General features: G+C 64.8%; 10 protein-coding genes. 2 read left to right on the top strand and 8 right to left on the bottom strand.

Features of this window, described 5'->3' with window-relative positions:
• Positions 1 to 2 precede the first annotated feature (2 nt).
• Entirely contained in the window at positions 3 to 1,376 is a 1,374-nt protein-coding gene (locus DEF76_RS08550) for an O-antigen ligase family protein (protein WP_114911973.1), read from the top strand.
• A gap of 13 nt (positions 1,377 to 1,389) precedes the next feature.
• Here the strand turns inward: DEF76_RS08550 and DEF76_RS08545 are convergent, their stop codons facing one another.
• The 5 genes from DEF76_RS08545 to DEF76_RS08525 form a co-directional block, all read right to left on the bottom strand.
• Entirely contained in the window at positions 1,390 to 3,693 is a 2,304-nt protein-coding gene (locus tag DEF76_RS08545) for a xanthine dehydrogenase family protein molybdopterin-binding subunit (protein ID WP_114911972.1), read from the bottom strand.
• 1 nt (position 3,694) lies between these two features.
• On the bottom strand, positions 3,695 to 4,147 hold the full coding sequence (locus tag DEF76_RS08540; RefSeq protein ID WP_114911971.1) for a (2Fe-2S)-binding protein: 453 nt from the start codon (positions 4,145 to 4,147) through the stop codon (positions 3,695 to 3,697).
• Positions 4,148 to 4,613: 466 nt separating this feature from the next.
• Entirely contained in the window at positions 4,614 to 5,099 is a 486-nt protein-coding gene (locus DEF76_RS08535) for a hypothetical protein (protein ID WP_114911970.1), read from the bottom strand.
• 111 nt (positions 5,100 to 5,210) lie between these two features.
• Positions 5,211 to 6,932 (bottom strand): PQQ-dependent dehydrogenase, methanol/ethanol family, encoded by a 1,722-nt coding sequence (locus DEF76_RS08530; protein ID WP_205216151.1) that lies wholly within the window; start codon positions 6,930 to 6,932, stop codon positions 5,211 to 5,213.
• 70 nt (positions 6,933 to 7,002) lie between these two features.
• Positions 7,003 to 7,641, bottom strand: a complete 639-nt coding sequence (locus DEF76_RS08525) for a QcrA and Rieske domain-containing protein (RefSeq protein WP_162800565.1) — start codon at positions 7,639 to 7,641, stop codon at positions 7,003 to 7,005.
• Between the two features lie 250 nt (positions 7,642 to 7,891).
• On the opposite strand from DEF76_RS08525, the gene glgX reads away from it, so the two are divergent.
• A complete protein-coding gene (gene glgX, locus DEF76_RS08520; protein ID WP_240319164.1) occupies positions 7,892 to 10,012 on the top strand; it encodes a glycogen debranching protein GlgX in 2,121 nt (706 codons plus the stop codon).
• 16 nt (positions 10,013 to 10,028) lie between these two features.
• Here glgX and DEF76_RS08515 read toward each other — a convergent pair whose 3' ends face one another.
• The 3 genes from DEF76_RS08515 to DEF76_RS08505 all read right to left on the bottom strand — a co-directional run bounded on the left by DEF76_RS08515 (position 10,029) and on the right by DEF76_RS08505 (position 14,802).
• Positions 10,029 to 12,428: a glycoside hydrolase family 15 protein gene (locus DEF76_RS08515; protein ID WP_114913760.1), complete on the bottom strand. Its 2,400-nt coding sequence runs from the start codon at positions 12,426 to 12,428 to the stop codon at positions 10,029 to 10,031.
• Between the two features lie 365 nt (positions 12,429 to 12,793).
• Positions 12,794 to 13,144, bottom strand: coding sequence for a RidA family protein (locus DEF76_RS08510; protein WP_114913759.1), 351 nt, complete (start codon positions 13,142 to 13,144; stop codon positions 12,794 to 12,796).
• 551 nt (positions 13,145 to 13,695) lie between these two features.
• Positions 13,696 to 14,802, bottom strand: a complete 1,107-nt coding sequence (locus DEF76_RS08505) for an alpha/beta fold hydrolase (RefSeq protein WP_205216150.1) — start codon at positions 14,800 to 14,802, stop codon at positions 13,696 to 13,698.
• Position 14,803: the final 1 nt, after the last annotated feature.

Raw genomic sequence — 14,803 nt, 5'->3', positions numbered from 1 at the left:
CGATGCAGCTTTTTCCCCTCCGGCGCCTGCTCGCGGCGACGATCACGGCACTGCGCGTGCCCGGCCGGCTTTCCCGGCTGGAACGCGCCGCCTCCCTCGCGACACTTTTGGTGCCGGTTTTCATGGTTCATGGCCGGGTGATCGGCGAGGCGCTGATGATCGCGGTCGCGGTCGCGCTGCTCTTGCGGAGCGCGGCGCTCGGCGAATTTGCCTGGCTGCGGCGGCCATGGATGGTGATCGGCCTCCTCTGGTGGGGCTGGCTCGTGCTCTGTTCGCTGCCACGCCCGGATTTTGGGGGAGGTGGGCCTGGCGGGATCGAACATGGTGGGATCGGGGCGAGCGTGCAGGCGCTGCTCGTCATCCGCTTTCTGCTCTTCGTCGCCGCGCTCGAAACCTTTGCCCTGAGAGAGTCCTGGGCGCGGCGCGCATTGTCGGGGATTTTGAGCTTGGCTGCGCTTTACATCGCCGTGCAATCCGTTTGGCAGTTCGCGACCGGCACGAATTTCTTCGGCGAGCCACGCGGCGGTGATGGCGAATTGACCGGCCCTTATGACAAGCCGCGCGCCGGCGGGCAGTTTTCGCTCCTCCTCTACCCCGTGCTGCTGCCGCCGGTCGCCGCCCTCCTTGGCCGCGCGGGGTACCTCGCGCGCCTCGCCGGCGCCGCGCTCGGCCTTCTCGGGATCGCCGTGATGGTGCTGATCGGCCAGCGCATGCCGCTGATTTTGGCGCTATTCGGTCTTGTGATGTCTGGGCTGCTGCTGCCGCGGCTGCGATTTTGGGTGGTGATCGCGCTGATGGCCGCCGTCACCCTGATCGGCACATCAAGGGTCGTCTCGCCGCCCACCTATTACCGGCTGGTCACCAAATTTTCCGACCAGATGGAGCATTTTCCAGAAAGCCCCTATGGCGTGATCTATGCTCGCGCGCGGGCGATGATTGCGGAAAATCCGCTCACCGGGCTCGGTTTCGATGGCTTCCGCCATTATTGCGGCGAAGCGCGCTATTTCCACGGCTGGCGCTGGCCGGCGGATCCTGCCGATGACGGCGGCGGCCTCGGCGGCTGTCAAATGCACCCGCATAATCTCTATCTCGAAGCCGCGACCAATGCGGGCTTGCCCGGTCTTGCGCTGTTTACGGGGCTCGCGCTCGCCTGGCTCGGTTCGCTCGGGCGTGGTCTCTGGCGCACGCCGGAGCCACGGCGGGCCGGGCTGTTCGTTGCGGTTTTGGTCTATCTCTGGCCGATCGCCTCGACCAGTTCCTTCACCGCGATGCCGCTTTCGGGATTTTTCTTCGTCTTGCTCGGCTTTGGCTTGGCGCTGGCGTGCGAGGCAAGAAAAAACCCGGGGGAAATGTCCCCCGGGCTCTCCAACGTGTAACGACCCGACGAGATCAGAGCGAGATCTGATCGCCGACGGGAAGGCTCCGGATGCGCTTTTGCGTCGCGGCGAAGATCGCGTTGCAGAACGCCGGCGCAAACGGCGCCGTCGCCGGCTCGCCAACGCCAGCCGAAGGCACGTCCCAGCCATTCGGCACGATATAGACATGGGTCGCGCGCGGCGCCTCGTCGATCCGCACCACCGGGTAGTCGTTGAAATTGCCTTGCTGCGGCACGCCGTTCTTGAACGTGACGGCCGAGTGCTTGGCGACGGTGAGCCCCATGATCGCCGCCCCTTCGATCTGCGAGACGATGCGCTCGGGATTGACGAAGAAGCCGCAATCGATCGCGGTATCGACGCGGGGCACGCTGATATTGCCCTTTTCGTCCACCGCGACCTCGACGACGGTCGCGACATAGCTCAGGAAGCAGCGCTGCACCGCGATCCCCATGCCGTGGCCGGCGGGCAAATTGCGGCCCCAGCCGGCTTTCTCAGCAACCAGTTCGACGACACCACGCAGCCGCCCGGTATCGATCGGGTAGGTCTCGAACGGATCGCCGTAGTTCCAGAGATCGACGGTGGTCTTGCGCGGATCGACGATGCGCGGCGCGCCGATCAGCTCGAGCAGCATCTCCTTCGGGTCGCGGCCGAGTTCATGGGCGAGTTCGGCAACGAAGCACTGGGTCGCGAAGGTATTGGGCACGTTCCGCACCGAGCGGAACCAGCCGATGCGGCTATGCGCCGCCGCCTCGCCGACCTCGCAGCGGATATTGGCGATCTCGAACGGCAGATCGACCTGGCCCATGCTGTATTCCAGCGGCTGCTGGTATTTCGGATCGGGCATGAAGGTGGAAAACAGGCTCGGCGCGACGTTGCGATGGCGCCAGCCGACCACCTTGTTGTTCCCATCCAGCGCCGCCTCGATCCGCTCGACCGCCGGGGCGTGATAGAAATCATGCTGGATATCGTCTTCGCGTGTCCACTGCACCCGCACCGGAGCATTCAGCGCCTGCGACAGCAATGCCGCCTCGAGCGCGAAATCACATTTCGATTTGCGCCCGAACGCGCCGCCGAGCAGCGTCACGTTCACTTTCACTTTGTCATAGGGAAGGCCAAGGGTTTTGCAGAGATCGTCATGCGTGCCGCCCGGGCTTTGCACCGGCGCCCAGACTTCCGCCATGCCGTCCCGCACCCAGGCGGTTGCGACCGGTGGCTCCATCGGCGCATGGGCGAATTGCGGCACGTAATATTCCGCCGAAATCACCTTGGCCGCCGATTTCATCGCGGCATCGATATCGCCCTCGTTGCGCACCGTCTTGCCCGGCTTGCGCGAGGTCGCCAGCATCTCCTCGCGGAATTTGTCAGAGTCATAGACCGCGTGCGGACTTTCCGTCCAAACCACCTTGAGCGCGTCGCGCCCCTTGATCGCCATGCCGGTATTGCGCGCGATCACCGCGACGCCGCCGAGCGGCTGGAATTTCGCTGGCCAATCCCAGCCCTTGACCTCCATCACCTTCTCGACACCGGGAAGTTTCAGCGCCGCCGACGCATCGAAGGATTTCACCTTGCTGCCGAGCACCGGCGGGCGAAGGATCACGGCGTATTTCATCCCCGGGAGACGAACATCGGCGCCATAGGTCGCGGTGCCGGTGGTGATGCCGAAGAGATCGACGATCGGAACCGAACCGGTGCCGATATAGCGGAACGAATTCGGATCCTTGAGGCGGATCTGATCGGGCGCCGGCGTCGGCAACGCCGCAGCCTCTGCCGCCAATTCGCCGAAGCCGAAGCTACGCCCGGAATGGCGATGCACGACCTCGTGGTTGATCGCCTCGACCTCGCTGACATCGACGCCGAGCCGTTTCGCCGCCGCCATTTCCAGCATCAGCCGCGCAGCCGCGCCGCATTGGCGCATCGGTTGGACGAAGTGGCGCAGACTGCGCGAGCCGTCCGTGTCCTGATTGCCGTATTTGACCTCGTCGCCCGGCGCCTGCACGACGCGGCAGCGGCTCCAATCGGCGCTCATCTCGTCGGCGACGACCATGGGCAGGCTGGTTTTCGACCCCGTGCCCATTTCCGAGCGATGCGCGACGATGGTAACGATGCCGTCCTTGTCGATCGCGACGAAGACATGCGGGTCAGAGACGGTGCCATGCGGCATCGCATCCGCCCCGGTCTTCCAGGCGGCCATGGCGCCGCGCGGCAGCGCGCTCGCGGCGACGATCAGGCTGCCGGAAGCGACGACGCCCTTGAGCCAGGCGCGGCGGCTAACATTCTCGACCGCGAGTGCGGTTTCATTTTTGCCGATATGGGTCATATCACACTCCCGTCGCGGCGATGCGAACCGCGGCTTCGATGCGCTGATAACAGCCGCAGCGGCAGATATTGCCGGCCATCGCGGTGTGGATCTGCTCATCGGTCGGGTTCGGGGTTTGCTTGAGCAGGGCTGCGGCCTGCATGATCTGCCCGGCTTGGCAGAAGCCGCATTGCGGCACGTTGACGGCGCGCCAGGCGCGCTGCACCGGGTGGTTGCCGTGCGGGTCGAGTCCCTCGATGGTGACCACCGATTTGCCGGCGGCGTCCGACATTTGCACGGCGCAGGAACGCACCGCCTCGCCGTTGACATGCACGGTGCACGCGCCGCAAAGGGCCTCGCCGCAGCCAAATTTCGTGCCGGGTAGCCCGGCTTCGTCTCTCAGGAACCAGAGCAGGGGCAAAGACGGATCGCCGTCATATTTGTGCTCCTGTCCGTTCACGCTCAGCGTGATCATGGGCTAATTTCCTTGACGCTGTGAAAACAATACCCGCCCGCTCAGGGCGACGATCCTCCCGGATCTCGTTTTCGGTTGTTGGGCCTTGCGCACGATGCGAAGAGGTAACCAAGCCTGTGCGAGACGTCCCGCTTGACCCGGATGAAAGGCGACGGTGCCATCGAGCCCGACGCCGCCCGGGCGATTGACGCCTGGGCCGTTTCTTCCTGGCTGCGCGCTCCTTCTCGCGGAACCACTCTTCTCGGACAGTATTCAACGCCACTGGCTGTGATCTGTCAATCACCATTGCCAATCATTGCAATCGGCATCGCAAAAAATCTGAAACGTTTTCGACAGGGATGTCGGCTTGATTGGATATATTTATTTATATATTACGAGTCACGGCCCTCGCCATTATCCCTGCAGCGCCACGACGTCGGCGCGCCCGTGATGTTACGATCTCAGCCCCGTTCTACTCGGTGCCAGTCTACTCAGTGCCAGTGACATTTGCGATCAGCGGCAGCGAAACCATCGAGAGATCGCTGTCGCCCTGGATGTAGCCCACCCGGAAGACGCCGTTGATCGGATGGCTGCCGGGCTTGGTCGGCGTCACGCCGATATCGAACACCAGACTGTCATTCTCGAGGTGGCCACGCACCATCTTTTCATCGAAGATGACCCCGTCATCGGCCGAGGAAAACCGGGCGATACGGTTCTCGTACCCCTTCAAGATCCGAAAGCCCGCTTTCGGCCGTAAAATCGCGTGCATCACCGCATGCGTGCCAACCTTGGCAGTGACATTCTCGACCGAAACGCGATACGCCGGGCTTTCCGCAAGCATAGCCGACGGCTCTTCCGCGCGCGCGCATCCCGGAACCCCTGGCGCCGCACCAAACGTCAATGCCAGCGCGGCGAGCGCGAGGCGCCGAGTGAGAGCGGTGCGGCATGCCGTCGCGGGACCATCAAATACCATTATGGATCATCCTTAAAAGCGGCGGGTAAGACCAGGAAAACCAACCGCCGCGATGGGCGGTTGGTCTTTGCCTGGTTGGTGTGCGCCGGGCGCCTGGAAAGATTGGCGCGTTTACTTGCTCAACGCGTAAACCCAAACCACGCCACCCTGCGGCACGTCTGCCTGCCAGCCGAGCAGTTCGCTGAGCAAAGTCTCCTGATAGGCGGCGTCGACGCCATAGCCCGATTGCACCGCGACATACTGCACGCCGTTGACCTCATAGCTCGCGGGCGGCGCGATGATCGCCGAATTGGTGCGCGAATGCCAGAGCTCCTCGCCGGTGGTCGCGTCATAGGCGCGGAACTCGCGGTCATTGGTGCCACCGCCGAAGACCAAATTGCCGCCGGTCGAAAGCAGCGAGCCCCACATCATCGAATGCGCGTAAAGCTGGCGCCAGCCGGGCGCGCCGGTATTGACGTCATAGGTCTTGATCTCGCCATAGAACGGCGCTTTCGGATCGACGCTGAAGTGGAAATCGGGGACAGCAACCCCGGTCCACCACTGGCCGGGCACGCGCTCCTCGACTTTGCCTTCGAACTTGTTGCAGTGGTTTTCGTTCGACGGAATATAGACCATGCCGGTTTTCGGGCTGTAGGATTCATAGGGCCAATCCTTGCCGCCCCAGAGGCCGGGGCAGAATTGCGCCATTTTTCCGGTGCCCGGTTTGTGGTCCATGTCGATCACCGGGCGGCCCGTGGTTGCGTCGACGCTTTTGAAGACGTTTTGCATCACATAAGGCTGGGCCTTGAGGAAGCCGATGCCGCCATCGGATTTGCGTTGCAGCCAATAGAGATAGCCATTCCGCTGCGGCGAGAGCAGGCCGTTGACGGTCGCGCCATCTTTCTGGAAATCGACCAGCATCGGCGCGTTCATCGCATCCCAATCCCAGTCCTCGTTCTGCTGGTATTGGAAATAGCCTTTGAGCTTGCCGGTCGCGCCATCGAGCGCGAGCGTCGAAGACGTATAGAGATTATCGCCCGGCCGTTGATCGCCAAACCAGGGCGAGCCATTGCCAGTACCCCAGAACACCGTATCGGTCGTCGGATCATAATTGCCGGTCATCCAGGTGCTGGCGCCGCCGGTCTTCCAAGTATCGGGCTTTTCCCAGGTGTTGCTGCCGGGCTCGCCGGGCGCGGGGATTGAGTAGGTTTTCCAAACCGATTTGCCGCTATCGGCATCGAACGCCTCGACGAAGCCGCGCACCCCGAATTCGCCGCCGGCGACGCCGACCAGGATCTTACCCTTCACCACCAAAGGCGCCATCGTCATGTAATAGCCGGTCTTCCAGTCCTCGACCTTGGTTTCCCAAGCCACCTTGCCGGTGCGGGCATCGAGCGCGACCAGAACCGCATCCAGCCCGGCGAGATAGACGCGATCACCATACAGCGCGACGCCGCGATTGGTGTTGTGCAGCGCGCTGAAGCCCTCGGGGAGCTTGCGTTTGTAGCGCCAGAGTTCATCGCCGGTTGCGGCATCAAGCGCGATCACCTGGGCATAGGGCGTCGAGACGAACATCACGCCGTTATTGACGATCGGCGGCGATTCATGGCCGGAATCGACACCGGTGGAAAACGTCCACACCGGCGTCAGGCCGCGAACATTGCTGCTATTGACCTGATCGAGCGGGCTATAGCTCCAGCCCTGATAATTGCCGCGCGTCATCAGCCAGTTTTGCGGCTCGGGATTGGTGAGCCTGGCATCGGTGACCGGCGTGTAATCGGCGCCGTGCGCGAGGCCGGCGAGACCGATCGCCAGCGTCGCGGCAAGGCAGGTGCTCGACAGTAATTTTGACATCTTGGCGTCTCCCTTTTGGTTTTGTTCGGCACGCATGATGTCCGCGCCGCGCGTGCGGCGGGACCAAGGCTTAGGCGGTCTCACCCCCGAGCCGCTCGGAAAATCCGGTGGCGACGACGGGAATTCCAGCATCGAGTTTCAACGGCAAAGCGGGCAACGCGCGTGGCGCCGGACCAAAGACCAGCTTCGCGCCGTCACGCGGATCGTAGGTCGATCCGTGGCAGGAGCAGACCATCATCTTTTTCTCGTCCGACCAGGCATTCACCGGGCAGCCCTGATGGGTGCAGACGGCGGAATAGGCAACAACGTCGCCGGCGGCGTTGGCCTGCGTCGTCGGGCTCATTTCCTTGGGATCGAGACGAATGACGATCAACAGATTGAGCCGCGACCCATCGCGCAGGACACCGTCCGGGCTTTGCGGATAGGCCTGGACTTGCGGCCCGCCAAGCGGCAGATCCTCGGGCTTGATGATCTGCCCCTTTTTCGCGCCGGTGAGAAACACCAGCCGGTCGCCGGGCCGCGGATGCAATTCGCTCGGATCATCGGCGCGAGCCGGCCGCGCGAGCCAAGGCGCCAAAGCCACCGGGGCCAAGCCAACCCCAGCACCGAGGACACGCCTGCGCCCCCAGCAAGTTTCTCCCCGGCATGCTTCGCTATCGCTGATGTTCTTGTCGATGTTCTTGTCGTCGCTATCGTCACGTCTCGTCACGTCTCGCCCCCGCCTGCGTGCGCTCGGTTTCATCTCGCGCACGACGATTTATCGATGTTTCGGTTATTGATGTTTCGGCAATACGCCCGAATTTGCCATCCCCCAACGCCTCCCCACGGGCGTTGGCGCCGCGTGTTCTGCACTGATATACCAAAATCTAATTGATCACTGGATTGGCGTCCAGCCTATTTAAAAAATTCTTCATGAAGAAAAAATGTTTTTTTAGAATGCGATATAATCAAATGTGACGATGCGGGCGGCGCTTTCGCATCGCGAGGCCGGTGCTGTGCCGTGCGGCGTTTTGCGTCACCGCCAACGCGGGGCCTATCTTGCACACCATGGTCCAGCGCCGGAATGGCATGTCAGCAGCGTCGAGCGGGTCGGGATGACAGCATACCCCCTCGCACCCGGCCGGCCGGACCCGCTCGGTGCAACGCCGGTGCCGGGGGGTGTCAATTTCGCGGTATTTTCCGCCCATGCGACGGCGATCGACATTTGTCTGTTCGATGCGGCGGGAGCGCGCGAGATCGAACGGATCGCCTTACCGGCGCGCACCGGCGACGTGTTCCATGGCGCTATCGGCGGCCTCGGCCCCGGGGTGCGTTATGGGCTGCGCGTTACCGGGCCGTTTGATCCGGCGCGCGGGCATCGCTTCGATCCCATGAAGCTGCTCTGCGATCCGCTGGCGACGCGGTTCGACCGGCCGTTCCGGCTGCATCCCTCGCTGTTTGTCGGCGGCGGCGACAGCGCTGCGGCGATGCCCAAGGCGATCGTCGAAGCCGCGCCGACATTGCCGCCGGCGGCGTCGCGCTTTGCCTGGGACGGTGGCGCGATCTACGAACTCAATGTCGGTGGCTTCACCCGCACCCATCCCGAAATTCCGCCGCCGTTGCGCGGCACCTTCGCCGGCCTCGCCCATCCTGCCGCCATCGCCTATCTACGCCGGCTTGGCATTGCCGCGGTGGAGCTGATGCCACCAACGCCGCGGATCGAGGCGCCGCATCTGCCGCCTCTCGGTCTCACCGATGCCTGGGGGTATAATCCCGTGACCTTCGCCGCGCCCGATCCGCGTCTCGCGCCGGGCGGCTTTGCCGAGGTGCGGGCGGCGGTCGATGCCCTGCACGACGCCGGAATCGCCGTGCTCGTCGATATCGTTCTCAACCATACCGGCGAGTACGATGAAACCGGCCCCACTCTCTCGCTGCGCGGGATCGATAATGCCAGCTATTACCGGCTCGATCCCGCTGATCCGTCGCGCTATCGCGACGAGACCGGTTGCCGCAACACCATGGCGCTCGATCGCCCGGCGGTGGTGGCGCTGGCGTTGGCGGCATTGCGGCGTTGGGTGCTGCATGCCGGGGTTGATGGCTTCCGCTTCGATCTCGCGACCGTGCTCGGGCGGCGCGAGGACGGGTTCGATCCGGCGGCGCCGCTGCTTGCCGCGATCGAGGCGAATACCGTGCTGCGCGGCCGGGCGCGGATCGCCGAACCCTGGGATCCCGGCCCAGGCGGCTACCAGCTCGGCGCTTTCCCGCCCGATTGGGGTGAGTGGAACGATCGCTACCGCGACACGCTGCGCCGCTTCTGGCGCGGCGATCCGGGCCAGGTGGGGGCGCTTGCAACCGCCTTCTGCGGCTCGGCCGACATCTTCGCGGCACGCGGGCGGGCGCTCACCCGCTCGGTCAATTTCATCACCGCGCATGATGGGTTCACCCTCGCCGATCTCGTCTCGTATGCGCAAAAGCATAACGACGCCAATGGCGAGGGCGGGCGCGACGGGGCGGAGAGCAACTGGTCGTGGAATCACGGGGTCGAGGGGCCGCACAACGACCCCGCGCTCCGCACCGCGCGAGCCGCCGATCAGCGTGCGTTGCTCGCCTCGCTGCTGCTCTCACGCGGGACGCCGATGATCGGCATGGGGGATGAGTGCGGGCGGAGCCAGCGCGGCAACAACAACGCCTATGCGCAAGACAATGAGATATCCTGGTTTGACTGGGCGGGCATGGACCGCGCCCTGCTCCGCTTCACCGCGCGGCTGCTGCAGCTTCGCCGGCGCTGCGCCTTCGCGTGTGGCGCGGCGGCGGTCACGGATGCGGAGATCGCCTGGCGCACGCCAGAGGGCGCGCCGATGACCCCAGCGCTGTGGCAGGAGCCCGACCGGCGCACCCTGGTCGCGCTGATCGCGGACGCGCCCGGAAAGGCACTGCTGGTTGCCCACGCCGGCAGTGCGCCGGTCTGGGTGCAACTGCCCGAGATCACGGACGGGCGGCGATGGCGGGTGCTCGTCGATACCGCGGCGCCGCGCCGGCGTGGCACCGCCGCCGGATGGCTCGAAGTGGCGGGGCGCTCGCTCATGCTCCTCGCTGGCTGAGGCACGCGAAAGCCCGCTATGCCGCCGCCAGCACCCGCGTCTCGCCGCCATCGGGCGTGGCGTCGTCCGCCCCGTCCCGCCAACGCCACGAGACCGTGATCGTATTCCCGGCCGCGACCGCCTCGGTCCGCAGTGTCGCGGCGTAGAGCCCGAACCCGACCGCCAAGGTATGGCGCTCGCCCCCCGGTGTGCCGGCCGCTTCCCAACGCAGCGCCGCCGGCCGCGTCAGCACCACCACCAGCCGGGTGCCCGCGGTCATCCGCGCGACCGGCGCCCAGGGCATCCAGACACTGCGCACCGCCGCCCGCCGCCGCGCCCGGTAGCGCCGCCCGACCGCAGCCGGCGCGTCCACCGCCCGCCCGGCTTGGCGCGAGATCACCAGCTTGACGAATTCCGCATGCGCCCAAGCGAGCGGTGTTGCCGACCCGGTCGGCCGGCCGGGATAGAGGAAGCGGCGCGGAATCGCCTCGGCGTCCCATACCTGCTCGGGAATCATGCCGCCCTTGCCGGCCATTTTCGCCATCGCCTGCAAAAGTGGCAGCGGGTCGCGCCCGGCGGCGAGTTCGTACTGGCCCCGCTCGCCGGCAAGGAGCGGCCAGCCGCGCCCGCGCCCGGCGCCGACATAGGGGGCGCCGTCCTCCGTCTCGCCGTAACCATCCCCGACATAGCGGTGCCAAACCGGGCCAGAGGGGGTATCGGTCTTGAGCAGCGCGTCGGCCAGTTTCAGGCTATCGACCATCAGCGCATCATCGGCGCGGCGCAATCCGAACCGCACCAGCGCGAGAAAGTCGAGTGAGACCAGCGCGTTGGCGGGGATCGCGCGTGGCGTCGGCTGGTTGTGGAGGGGAATCGGCGTCGCCAGCGCCGCCGGGTCGGTCAAGATCGCCGCCGGCGCCAAATGCACGTAGTGGGCGGCAATGCCGGCCTCCGCGGCCAGGGGACCGCCGCGCACAACGAGCCAGCGCTCGATCTCGGCGTTCCAGAAATCCGCAACCACCAGCGCGAGCCAACGCAGCCGCAGCGGCAGGAACGCCGCCCCAGCCACCAGGGCGGCGATCACGCAGGCGAGCGTGTAAGGGGTGATGCCGGCGCTCTCCTCCCAGCGGTCCTGCTCGGAGACCGGGCCGTTGCGGAGCAGATAGCCGAGGGCGGCGGCGACCATGTCGGCGATCTCGGTGCCGCCCAACGCATCCCGTTCCCCAAGCAACGCCGCCAGCACGACCGGGCAAGCGGTCTGGTCGAGCTGTTTGCCCTGCCAATAGGGGCGGCCGCCCAGCCATTGGTTTTGCTCCCAATGCCCGTCTTCGCGCTGCGTCGCGATCAGGTAGCGGAGCGCGTTGCGCGCCTCCTCCTCGGCGCCGAGCGCGAGCAGGGCGGTCGCGCATTGCACGAGATCGCGCGGCCAGACCAGATGATAGCCGCCGCGCTCGGTGCCGCGATCGCCCCAGGGGATGGAGAGGCTGGCGACCATCGCGCCCGGATAGGTCTTATCGAGGTGGCTGCGGAGCACCATGGCGGAGACCATGAACTGCTCGCCCAGCGCGTCCGGCGCTTCCCAGCGCACCGGGTTGCGCCGGTTGGCGCCGGCGTACCAATCCTGCCAATCCGCCACCTGACGCAGCAGCACCGCGGCGAACGGTTCGAGCAGGCTGGAGACGGCCAGCGTCGCCGCCGCCTGCTTGGTCGCGGCAAAGCCCAGCGCCAGCACCGCGTGCGCCGGCAGCGCCGCCACCAGCGCGACATTCCCCGGCCCGGCGCGGTCATATTCCCAGGTCAGCGCGCCATGGACGGCGAAATCCTGCCAACCGTCGCTGACCCCGACATACCCCGCGCTCGCCGCCCCCATGACGTCGCGCTGAGCAGCGTCAGCGGCGACCAGCGCAAGACCATACGGCCCCTGCTCCGCCCACAGCACACGCCGGCCGCGATAGCGCGCCACCGCAGCGACATTACCCTCCCCGGTCGCACCGAGCCGCGGGGCGAGCAACACATAGAGCCGCAGCGCCGGATCACCGGTCAGGGTCGCCTCGATCAGCAATACGTCGCGCAGCGGATCGGGGGTAATGCGGAGCCGAAGACGAAAGCGCGGATGGCGGTGAAGGATTTCCACCGCCGGCACCCCGGGCGCGAGCAGCCGCACGTCATAGGTTCCGAGCCGCTTGACCTCGACCCAGAACCCGGCGTCGTCGCCAACGATGAAGCCGAGATCACGGATCTGCGGCAGATCGACGCGCGGGTAATAGACCTCGGTGACGATGCCGAAGCCGAGCGTGAACCAGAGCCGCGCCGGACCGAGCGAGCCGCCGACCACGTCCTTCGCGCTGCTGGTCCAGGTCGGTGCATTGCCAGGCGCGCCGGGCGCGTCCGAAACCGGTGGGGCGTTGGCGATTGGCAGATGATGGGTATCAAGAGGCATGATCGGATATTCCTCGCTCGGCCACATTCGCGAGAGCATAGCGGACGCAGATTGCAAAAGGCATAACACGGATCGGCGCGGCGGATGCGCAGGATTGGCGGGTCACGACACAATATCGCGGCGAAATTTGATTCGCATCAACGACGCGATCGGCGGGCATCCTGTGCGCCAGGATCGCCCGCATTCGCCGCAGCATGGCGGTCGCGCGATCGCTCCGCGCATCGCGGCGCCGGCGCCAACACGGCGGCAAGAGCCTTCCTATCGGCACACCGGAGATGACCGCCGAAGATGTGCGGGGGGAACTCTACGCCGACCCCGCCCCCGCGGCCGGCACGCGCGTCACGGCGATGAAAAGCGCTCGCGCCCTACTTGCACGCCACCACCATGATTTCGACCAGGGCGCGTGGGTCGGCGAGCGCCGCCTCGACACAGGCGCGAACTGGCGCACCATCCTTGGGCAGCCACGCTGACCACACTTCGTTCATCGCGGCGCGATCACTGATATGCTTGAGCCAGATCTGCGCCTGAAGGAGGCGAGTCTTATCGGTGCCGTGGAGTTCAAGAGTAGCGTCGATTTCGGCCAGGATCTCGGCGGTCTGACCTTTGATGTCTTTGCCAAGATCGTGCGCGAGCACGCCGGATGTATAGACGAAACCGTGATACTCGACGGCGCGGGCGAGAATGTGAGAGGGGTTGGTGCGGATGATCCGGCTCATGGTGGGATCCTTCATGCTGAGAGGGCGTGAATTGAACCGGCCCGGATTTTCCGGAGACCGGATGGTCGTGCGGCAAGGCCAAAGGATCAGCATTCATGATCCTAATGGAATCACGAATGCCGGGGTTTTGCTATCTCTTTCTGCGCAAAAACCCGACTGTATCAAGCTACCCAGCAGATTACGGCCCCGGATGGATAGCTTTGGCACGGCACTCGTTCCCCATATGCTTTGGCGCAAGCTTATCCCTCCCGCACGAAATGGACAAAGCATCCGAAGGCTTGCGCGCGGTTTTCGCCAAGGCACGCAACACCGTCCCGACTGAGCCCTGACCAATACCCTCACCCTCGGCCAAGACAAAGGCCGAGAGCAAGGTAGGTTTTGATTGAACCATCCTGTTCCATCAAAACCGGCCAACGTGCTCGCCAAAATAGGGGTAGAGCGTGATCGATTGAAACCGATCGCGCTCTAAGCGGCGCCGGTGGCGAAGGTCACCGGCGCGTTGGAAGAAAAATCGACGATTTTTCCTAAACTTTGCCCGATCGGGTGTTGTCTCACTGCGTGGCAATCCAGCGGGCGATGCCCGGCCAATGCTCGCGCAGTGTGCGTGCCCCCATGAACAGACCGATATGGCCGCCGGGCACCAGTTTCTGGGTGATTTTATCGGCCGGTGTGCCGACCAGGCCGGCGGCCGCGAAAACCTGCTCACGCGGGGTGATGTCGTCTGACTCGCCCGCCAGCAGGTAAAGCGGGCAGGTGATCGCCTTCAAGGAGAGCCGGCGGCCAAGCCCGATGAAGCTGCCCTGCGCCAGATGGTTCTCCTTGAACAATTGCTTGATCGCCTGGAGATACCAGCGGCCGGGGAGATTGATCGGATGTTCGTACCAGCTTTCGAACGTCTCGGTCTTCTTGAGCCAGACCGGATCATCGATATGTTCGTAAAGATCGATATGGTCCTGGATATAGTGCTGCCCGGGATGCATGTTTTTCCAGCCTTCGAGCATGTAGCGGCCGAGCATCAGCCCGCCGCCGGCGGCCACCAACTCCTCGTAAAACGAGAGCGGGTACTCATGCACAAGATGCTTGAGTGGCCCATGCCCGGCTGCCGTGTCGATCGGCGATCCCGCGAGTACCAGGCTTTGGACCTTTTCGGGAAACCGCGCCGCCAGCATCGCTGCCATCCAACCGCCCTGGCAGAGGCCAACGAGATTGGCGCGCCCGCCGAGATCGTCGATGCAGACGACAAGTTCGGCGAGATACTGGTCGATCTCGAGATCCTTCATATCCGGCGTCGCCGATTTCCAGTCGGTGAGATAAACCCGCGAGACGCCATTGTCGCGTAGCGTTTCGATCAGGCTTTGCCCCTGACGGTAATCGGCGATCATCGCCGAGTGGCCAGCGTAAGGCGCATCGACGATGGTCGGGACAGACATGGTCTCGGCGCTGCCATATTCGCAAAAGCGCATAGTACGGAGATCGAGACGGACGCCATGGGCGGTCGCGAGCTTCGGTTGCAACTCGGTTTGGAGCTTTTCTTCCTCTGTGAGGAATTTGAGATTGCGCGCCACGACCGCGGCGCCGCTCTCCGCCAGATCCTCGGCGATCTGCATCGGCCAGAAGAAGGGGACAGAGCTGCCGCTTGATTTTGGCTTGGCTGGCATG

The sequence above is a fragment of the Acidibrevibacterium fodinaquatile genome (genome assembly GCF_003352165.1).
Taxonomy (GTDB): domain Bacteria; phylum Pseudomonadota; class Alphaproteobacteria; order Acetobacterales; family Acetobacteraceae; genus Acidibrevibacterium; species Acidibrevibacterium fodinaquatile.
The sequence above is the reverse complement of the archived record's forward strand: the minus strand, read 5'-3'. Positions and strand labels throughout refer to the sequence as shown.

Coding starts and splice junctions, on each gene's coding strand:
- DEF76_RS08505 (WP_205216150.1), bottom strand. CDS start 14,802: ATGCCAGCCAAGCCAAAATCAAGCGGCAGCTCTGTCCCCTTCTTCTGG.
- DEF76_RS08515 (WP_114913760.1), bottom strand. CDS start 12,428: ATGCCTCTTGATACCCATCATCTGCCAATCGCCAACGCCCCACCGGTT.
- DEF76_RS08550 (WP_114911973.1), top strand. CDS start 3: ATGCAGCTTTTTCCCCTCCGGCGCCTGCTCGCGGCGACGATCACGGCA.
- DEF76_RS08535 (WP_114911970.1), bottom strand. CDS start 5,099: ATGGTATTTGATGGTCCCGCGACGGCATGCCGCACCGCTCTCACTCGG.
- glgX (WP_240319164.1), top strand. CDS start 7,892: ATGCGGGCGGCGCTTTCGCATCGCGAGGCCGGTGCTGTGCCGTGCGGC.
- DEF76_RS08545 (WP_114911972.1), bottom strand. CDS start 3,693: ATGACCCATATCGGCAAAAATGAAACCGCACTCGCGGTCGAGAATGTT.
- DEF76_RS08510 (WP_114913759.1), bottom strand. CDS start 13,144: ATGAGCCGGATCATCCGCACCAACCCCTCTCACATTCTCGCCCGCGCC.
- DEF76_RS08530 (WP_205216151.1), bottom strand. CDS start 6,932: ATGTCAAAATTACTGTCGAGCACCTGCCTTGCCGCGACGCTGGCGATC.
- DEF76_RS08540 (WP_114911971.1), bottom strand. CDS start 4,147: ATGATCACGCTGAGCGTGAACGGACAGGAGCACAAATATGACGGCGAT.